5 protein-coding genes and 1 pseudogene are annotated in these 7,647 nt (G+C 76.2%); 4 read left to right on the top strand and 2 right to left on the bottom strand.

Translation table 11 applies throughout. The features are described 5' to 3' along the window. Positions 1 to 195 precede the first annotated feature (195 nt). Complete coding sequence (locus CBZ_RS19040) at positions 196 to 513, bottom strand: PAAR domain-containing protein (protein ID WP_130783029.1); 318 nt, start codon at positions 511 to 513, stop codon at positions 196 to 198. Further along, positions 513 to 1,841 (bottom strand): COG1470 family protein, encoded by a 1,329-nt coding sequence (locus tag CBZ_RS19035; RefSeq protein WP_130783028.1) that lies wholly within the window; start codon positions 1,839 to 1,841, stop codon positions 513 to 515. Before CBZ_RS19035 ends, CBZ_RS19040 begins: the two co-directional genes overlap by 1 nt. A 188-nt stretch (positions 1,842 to 2,029) precedes the next feature. On the opposite strand from CBZ_RS19035, the gene CBZ_RS19030 reads away from it, so the two are divergent. From CBZ_RS19030 to CBZ_RS19015, 4 genes and pseudogenes are all read left to right on the top strand, one after another. Beyond that, on the top strand, positions 2,030 to 2,632 hold the full coding sequence (locus CBZ_RS19030; RefSeq protein ID WP_246013550.1) for a response regulator transcription factor: 603 nt from the start codon (positions 2,030 to 2,032) through the stop codon (positions 2,630 to 2,632). A 113-nt stretch (positions 2,633 to 2,745) separates the two neighbouring features. Then, complete coding sequence (locus CBZ_RS19025) at positions 2,746 to 6,093, top strand: DUF11 domain-containing protein (RefSeq protein ID WP_130783026.1); 3,348 nt, start codon at positions 2,746 to 2,748, stop codon at positions 6,091 to 6,093. A 12-nt stretch (positions 6,094 to 6,105) separates the two neighbouring features. Then, positions 6,106 to 6,813, top strand: coding sequence for a Pvc16 family protein (locus CBZ_RS19020; protein ID WP_130783025.1), 708 nt, complete (start codon positions 6,106 to 6,108; stop codon positions 6,811 to 6,813). Beyond that, positions 6,810 to 7,647 (top strand): annotated as a pseudogene (locus CBZ_RS19015) (ATP-binding protein); the annotation flags it as partial. The gene CBZ_RS19020 and the pseudogene CBZ_RS19015, both read left to right, overlap by 4 nt.

Here is a 7,647-nt window from a genome sequence, read left to right as displayed (position 1 = left end):
GGCCTGGCCGGGCCCGGCCAGGCCCGGCCAGGCCCGGCCCGGCCCGGCCCGGCCCCCGAGTTCGCCGGTCCCGGCCGAGTTCGTCATCCGCAGCCGGCGAAGTCGACCACGACCAGCGAACTCGACGCCGGGGTTCAGGTGGGGGGCGGGTGGGGTGGGTGGGGTGGGGGCAGGTGGGGTGAGGGGCGGGCTGGGTCAGCCGCCGATGATCACCGTCGGGCAGCCCGGGCCCGGGACGACGGGGGTGCCGTGCATGCTCTGGTCGGCCAGGCGGGCGGCGGGGAAGTTGCCGATGAGGACCGTCAGCGACCCCATCGCGATGCCGTTCGGGGCGGGCGACACGCACGGGATGCCGCCGGGCATCGCGTTGGCGACCGCGGCGGGCTGCCCGCCGATGAGGACCGTCAGGACGCCTGCGGCGGGCGTGATCGGGCCCCCGACGTGCGGCTTCGGGCCGTCGAACAGCGGGCACAGGGCGGTGTCGCCGACCCGCAGCGCCGGACCGGTGGGCATCAGGGCGCCGGGGGCGGGGCGGGGGCGGCGAGCGTGCCGCTGAAGACCAGGGCGTCGTCGCACTCGGTGGGCGGCGGCGTGAGGTTGAGCGGTGCGCCGGGCTGGCGGCACACGACGGACATCGTGAGGCTCGTGCCGGCGGGCAGGACGATCGGCGTCTGGAAGTGGAAGTCGTTGTCGCGGAAGTTCTCGAGCGCGACGTCGAACAGCACGACCGGGTCGCCGCCGGCGGGGGTCTGCGTGAGGAGCAGCCGGCCGAAGTCGCCCTGCGGGTTGTTGAGGACGAGGTCGGTGAGGCGGAACGTGCCGCCGTCGGGCACGACGAACGGGTCGGCCTCGACGGCGCTCGCGGACGGCGGCGTCTGGATGCTCATGCGCTGCACGGTCGGGGTGAGGATCTCGGTGGGCGGCAGGAGGCTCTGCGTGAGCTCCTCCATCTGCGCGACCTGCTCCTGCGCGGCGGCGGCGGCCTGCCCGGCCCCGGTCGACGCCTGACCGGCGGCGGCCGCGGCCTCCTGCGCGGCGGCGGCGGCCTCCTGCGCCTGGGCGACCTCGTCCTCGACGGACGACTTCGCGGCGGACTGGATGACGGGCTTGAGGAGCGTGAACCACAGCAGCGCGAGCAGGGCGAGCAGCAGCAGGAGGGCCAGCAGGGCCTTGCCGAGCCACTTGGGGATCGTCGCGGTCTGCACGTGCGCGCCGTCGAGCAGGACGGGCGTGGTGTTCTCCGCGGCGGCGGTGACGGTGAACGGCATCGTCACGTCGGGCCCGCGCCACAGGCGGTCCTCGGGCTTGACGCGCACGTCGGCGAACTCGACGGTCCCGGGGTTGACCGACACGATCTGCGGCTGCACGCGGAACGCGAGGGCGCCGTTGTCGTCGGTCGCGGTGAGCGACACCGTCACGGGCACGTTGCCGCGGTTGTCGAGCGCGACCCGGTGCTTCGCGGCGCCGCGCCCGTGCGACGTGCGGGGGAGCAGCTCGGCGGTGGTGTCGAGGAACGGCAGGACCTCGACGACCCCTTCGGGCGTGACGGTCTCGTCGGTGTGCTCGAACGGCACGACGCGGACCCCGAAGTCGAGCTGCCCCGCGGGGACGGCGGCCGACCGCGGCGGCGCGAACCGCACGGTCGCGGTGGTCGACGTGCCCGGGTAGAGGCCCTCGATGACGGCGGGCTCGACGGTCGTCCAGGCGGCCGGCACGCCCAGCACCTCGATGCGGTAGCCCTCGACCACGTCACCGGTGTTGCGGATCTGCAGCGGCACGACCGCCTCGGTGCCGGGGCTGAGCTCCACGCGCGCCGAGTCGAGCTTCGCGGTCGTCGTCATGCTGCGGACGCTAGGAGCCGCGCGCGTCCGTCGGTACGGCGACCGGCCCGGCCGTCCGGGCACCGCTCCCTGCCCGTTGAGTCGTTGTTGACTGCACGATCAGTGCACCCGGGCAGGCTGGCTGCCTCGCACCCGAGGAGCGGGTGCCACGCAGCCGGGGGGCGACGATGGACAGGGTGGCGGTGTGGGTGAGCGCGCGGGACCCGATCTCCGAGGCGGGGGTCGTGAGCGCGTTGCGGCCGCGTCCGGAGGTGCGGGTCGTCCCCGTCGAGGAGGCGGTGCAGGCGCAGGTCGCGGTCGTGGTCGCGGACTCCGTGGACGACGACGCGCTGCGGCTGGTGCGGATGGTGCGCCGGCAGTCGGTCGCGCAGGCGGTGCTCGTCGCGGGCCGGCTCGAGGACGGTGACGTCGTGACGGCGGTCGAGGCGGGGGTGCTCGGGCTGGTGCGCCGCGCGGAGGCCACCCCGGACCGCCTGGTCCGGGTCATCTGCGGGGCGGCGACCGGTGAGGGCAGCGTGCCGCCCGACCTGCTGGGACGCCTGCTCGACCAGGTCGGGACGCTGCAACGTCAGGTGCTGCGACCCCGGGGGCTGACGTTCACGGGGCTCGCGTCGCGGGAGATCGAGGTGCTCAAGCTCGTCGCCGACGGGTACGACACCGCCGAGATCGCCCAGCACCTCGCGTACTCGGAGCGCACCGTGAAGAACGTCCTGCACGACGTCACGACGCGCCTGCAGCTGCGCAACCGGTCGCACGCGGTCGCGTACGCGCTGCGCGAGGGGCTCATCTGAGCCCTGCCCTTTCGGCCCGGACCGGCTGCCTCATCGGCTGACCGCGGGCGGTGCTCACCGGTGCCGGGTGCGCGGCAGCGTGGGCCGGGCACCCGAGCGCAGGAGGAGGCGACGTGCGTCGAGCGCTGACGGCCGGGCTGGTCGCTGCCGTCGTGCTGCCCACGGCCGTCCTCGCCGCGATGGGCGCACCGCGCCCGTCCGTCCTGCCGACGCCGCTCGTGACGCCCGCGCGACTCGCGTACGCGGATGCGGAGCAGCGCGTCGCGCAGCTCGCGGTCTGGGGCGACCCGTTCGGCGGCGGGGACGTCGAGCTCGCGGCCGGCCCGGGCGGCGGTGGCGCGGCCGACGGTCTCGCGGCGGGGCCGGTGCTGCCCGCGCTCGGCGAGCTGACCTCGTACTGGTACCCCGTCGAGCAGGGGCACCGCTACGACGCCGAGGCGTCGACGCAGAAGTTCGGGTCGGGGCCGATCCCCCTGGACATCCCGGTCTCGTCGGTGTTCGTCAGCGCGCGGCACGACCCGGCGGGTGACGTGTACCTGCGGTTCGAGCCGTTCGGCTCGGTCCCGCCGTCGGTCGTCCGGCTGACGTGCGGCGGTGCGGTCGAGTCGCACCCGGTCCTGTCGCACGACGGGCTGCGGGTGGCGTGGGCGACCCAGCGCGACGGCACGTGGTCGGTCGCGGTCGCGGACCTGCCGGTCGACGACCTCGGCGAGGGCGGCCTCGTGGTGCAGGACCCGCCGGCCGACCTCGACTGGTGCGACGAGGTGGGTGCCGCCTCGACGCTGCTGACGGACGACGCGGCCGACGAGACGTGGCCCGCGTGGACGCCCGACGACGAGCGGCTCGTGTTCAGCGGGACGGCCGACGACCCGCTGGGCGACCTGTGGTCGGTCCCGTCGACGGGCGACGGCGACCTGGTGCAGGTGACGTCCGGGCCGGAGGCCGACACGCAGCCGGCCGTCGCGGACGTCGCCGACGGCACCCGCACGGTCGTGGCGTTCACGACGACCCGGTTCCGCGGCGACGGCTCGGTCGCGTTCGTCGACCTGAGCGACGACGGCGAGGCGTCGACGGACGTGCAGGACCCGTACGTGGGCGAGGTCGGGTCGGTGCAGGGGTCGGAGCCGGCGTGGGGCGAGAGCTTCGACGACGCGTGGGTCGCGTTCACGAGCCGCGACCAGGACCCGGCGGGCGACGTGTGGCTCGCGCACGTGGACACCTCGGACGGCCTCATGGAGGTCGACTTCCAGGAGCCGGTCGCGGCCGTCCTTGGCCGGTCGGAGTCGCACCCGTCGTGGCGGTCGCCGTTCGAGCCCGACGCGCTCGACCGCCCGACGGCGTGGCTGACGATCACCGACGGCCCGAGCATGATCGACATCCACGACGTCCGGGCGGACGGCTCGGGGGACGAGCGGGTGCTGGCGAACCGGGTCGAGGCGCCTCCCGGCGGGGGCACCGGCACCCCGGGGCCCGAGCCGTTGCACGAGCTGTCCCCCGCGTACCACCCGGCGGGCGACCGGCTCGCGTACGCGTCCGAGCACGCCGAGCTCGCGGACTTCACATGGGACCTGTCGCAGGTGGTCCGCAGCACGCCCGCCGACCAGAACGCGGGCGAGGTCCTCGCGAACGACGACGGCACGCCCTACGACCACGGGCCGTTCGACGCCGAGCCCGCCTGGTCGCCCGACGGGACGCGCGTCGCGTTCGCGCGGTCGCCCGACCCGCAGGGGAACGCGCCGACGCGGCTGTGGGTCGCCGACCTGGTCGCGGGCACGGTCACGCAGGTGACGACCGAGGGCGAGGAGATGCTGTCCGAGGACCACGACCCGGTGTGGACGCCGGACGGGTCGCGGCTGCTGTTCAGCCGCTGGTTCCTCGACGACCGCGGCCTGACGGGCGGCGAGCGGTACGCCGTCGACTCGACCGAGATCTGGTGGGTCGACGTCGTGGGCGGCACGGCGACCGAGCTGCGGCAGCAGTACGACTGCGGCGAGACGTGCGACAACACGGTGCTGGGCCGCTCCCCCGCCCTGTCGTCCGACGGCACGCGGCTCGCCGTCGTCGACCTGACGAACGTGGCCGACGCGACCGACGACGGCGTCGTCGACGAGCCGGTGACGGCGTACGGCGGCATCGGCGTCCTCACGGTCGACACGACGACGACCCCGCCCACGGTGACGCGGGCCCGGACCCTCACGGGCCTGCGCGGCGACCTCACCGCGACCCCGGCGCGGGCGACCGTCGACGGCACCGACCACCCCGCGTGGTCGCCCGACGGCACCGAGGTCGCGTTCTCCGCGCACCGCACCGGGCAGCCGCAGCAGCGCGGCATCTGGGCGGTGTCCGCCGCCGACGGCGAGGGCCTGCGCGTCGTCACCGACACCCCCGGGCAGCAGGACGAGCCCGCGTTCCGGCCCTGGACCGACCTCGTGGTGACGCTCGCGGCGACGCCGTCCGCGGACGGCACCTCGACGCTCACGGTGACCGTCACCAACCAGGGGCCCGCGCTCGTCGTGCAGGGCCAGGTCGACGTCGCGCTGCCGCCCGGCCTGACCGCGACGGCCGTCCCCGGGTGCGTCCCGTCGGCCGCGTCGCAGCTCACCTGCACCCTGCCGACGCCGCTGCGGGGCGGCGCACCGCCCGTGGTCTTCGCGATCCCCCTGCAGGGTGTGACCGGCACGTCCGGCCCCGTGACCGCCGTCGTCACGAGCACGAGCCCCGAGCAGGACGTCACGGACAACACCGCGACGCTCGTCCCGACGCTCGTCGCGTCACTGCGGGGCATCTCCGTGACCGTCGACGTCACCCCCGGCCTTGTCTGGGTCGGCGGCCTGCCCGCCGTCGCGACGTTCACGATCCGCAACCTCGACCCGCAGCCCGCGACCGACGTGACCCTCACGACGGCCTACCCCGCCGGCGCCGTCCCGGCCGGCACCGAGCCCGGGACGGAGCCGTGCCTGCAGGCCGCGGGCACGTGCGCGCTCGGCACGCTCGGCGCGGACGCGACGCGCGTCCTGACGGCACCGCTGGGCGTCGCACCGTTCACCGGCCCGCCGCAGACCGGCCTGGTCACCGGCACGGTCACGCGCACCACGCCCGACCCGACCCCCGCCGACGACACCGCGAGCGCCCCGCTGGAGGTGCGCCAGCCGACGATCGTCGTGTCGCCCGTGGTCGTCCGCCCGGGCGGCGTCGCGTTCGTCACCGGCGAGTGGTTCCCACCCGGCGAGCCCGTCCTGGTGTCGTGGACGCCCGGGATCATGGGCGCCCCCGGGCCGTACCCCGTCGCCGACGACGGCACGTTCCAGGCGTCGCTGCCGGTCGTCGCCGACACGCAGCTCGGGCCTCGCCGGCTGGCCGTGACCGGGACGACCCCCGGGCCCCTGTTCGGCGAGGTCGGCGCCGACCTGCTCGTCACGCCGAACTCGGTCGCGGCCCCGAGCTTCCTGTTCCGGGACTGAGGGGGTGGCGACGTGATCGGCTCGGTCGACGAGGCGCTGCGGGCGCTCGTGCGGGAGGCCGTCGACAGCTCGTCCGTCGAGGTCGTGCTGGACGCGCCCACGAAGGACTGGGCGGCGCGGCGCAACGCGCCCACCGTCGACATGTACCTGTACGACCTGCGCGAGGACATGCGCCGCCGGTCGCGGGGTTTCCTGGAGAACCGGGTCGAGGGCGAGGTCCGGGCCCGCTTCCAGCCGCCGCGGCACTTCCGGCTGTCGTACCTGGTCACGGCGTGGACGCAGCGCCCGGAGGACGAGCACCGGCTGCTCGACGCCGTGCTCGTGCACCTGCTGCGGTTCGACGCGCTGCCCGCGCGCGTCCTGGAGGACCGGCTCGCGGAGGCCGGGGCGCGCGTGCCGCTGTTCGTCGGCCTGCCGCCGCCCGAGGACCGCGGCTTCGCCGACGTCTGGTCCGCGCTGGGCGGGGAGCTGAAGCCGTCGATCGACGTCGTCGTCGACGTGCCGGTCCTCACGCCCGTGCCCGGTGACGTCGTCGCACCGCCGGTGCGCGAGCCGCTCGCGATCGACCTCGCCGACACCGACGGCGGGGCGTCGGACAGCGGCGTGCGACGGCACGAGGCACCGCCCCCGTCGGGCGGTGCGGGCGGCGACGGCGACGGCCACGACGGGACCAAGGCCGGCACGCGGCGACCCGTCGCGCGCGCCCGGAGACGACGGTGAGCGTCGGCGTCGGCACGGACGCGAGCACCGCGCACGTCCTGGCGCGGCTCGCCGCGGTCGAGGAGCGCGTGCGGGCGCTCGTCGCGCGCCGACGCGTCGGCGACCCGCAGCCCGACGACCCGTTCCGCGGGCTGTACCTCAGCGACGAGACCGTCGACCGCCTCCTCGCGGGGCGCGCTCCCGAGCCGCTGTCCCCGGCCGTCGACGAGCGCACCCGCCTCGCCGAGCAGGCCGCGGACGCCGCCGAGGCGCAGGGCCTCCCGCTGCGGCTGCGGGACCTGGTGCGCGCGTTCGGGCTCGACGACGTCGACGTCGAGCTGCTGCTCGTCGCCCTGGCGTGCGAGGTCGACGCGCGGTTCGAGCAGCTCTTCGGGTACCTCAACGACGACGTCACGCGGCGGCGGCCGTCGGCGGCGGTCGCCCTCGCCCTGTGCGGCGTGCCGCTCGCGTCGGCCGCGGGCCGGCACCGGCTGGAGCACGGGCCGCTCGTCAGGGGCGGGCTGCTGGAGGTCGAGGACCCCGACCGTCCCCTGCCGGGCCGGCCGCTGCGGGTGCCGGACCGGGTCGTCGGGCACCTGCTCGGCGACGACGCGCCCGACCCGGCGCTCGTCGCGGTGCTCGCCGAGACCGAGGACGTCGCGTGGGGCGACCCGACGCGGCTCGTCGCGGCCCTGTCGGCGGGCGCACCCCTGGTGTACCTGCGCGAGCCGCCCACCGGCTCCGGGCGGGTGCTCGCGGTGCGCGCGCTGCGTGCCACCGGCCGGGGTGCGCTGGTCGTCGACGGGCCGGCGCTCGCGGCCGCGCCCGACGCCGAGCACGTCGCCCGGACCGCCG

It is taken from the genome of Cellulomonas biazotea, from assembly GCF_004306155.1.
Classification (GTDB): domain Bacteria; phylum Actinomycetota; class Actinomycetes; order Actinomycetales; family Cellulomonadaceae; genus Cellulomonas; species Cellulomonas biazotea.
Note: the sequence above shows the minus strand (reverse complement) of the source record. Positions and strands in the feature narration are given on the sequence as shown.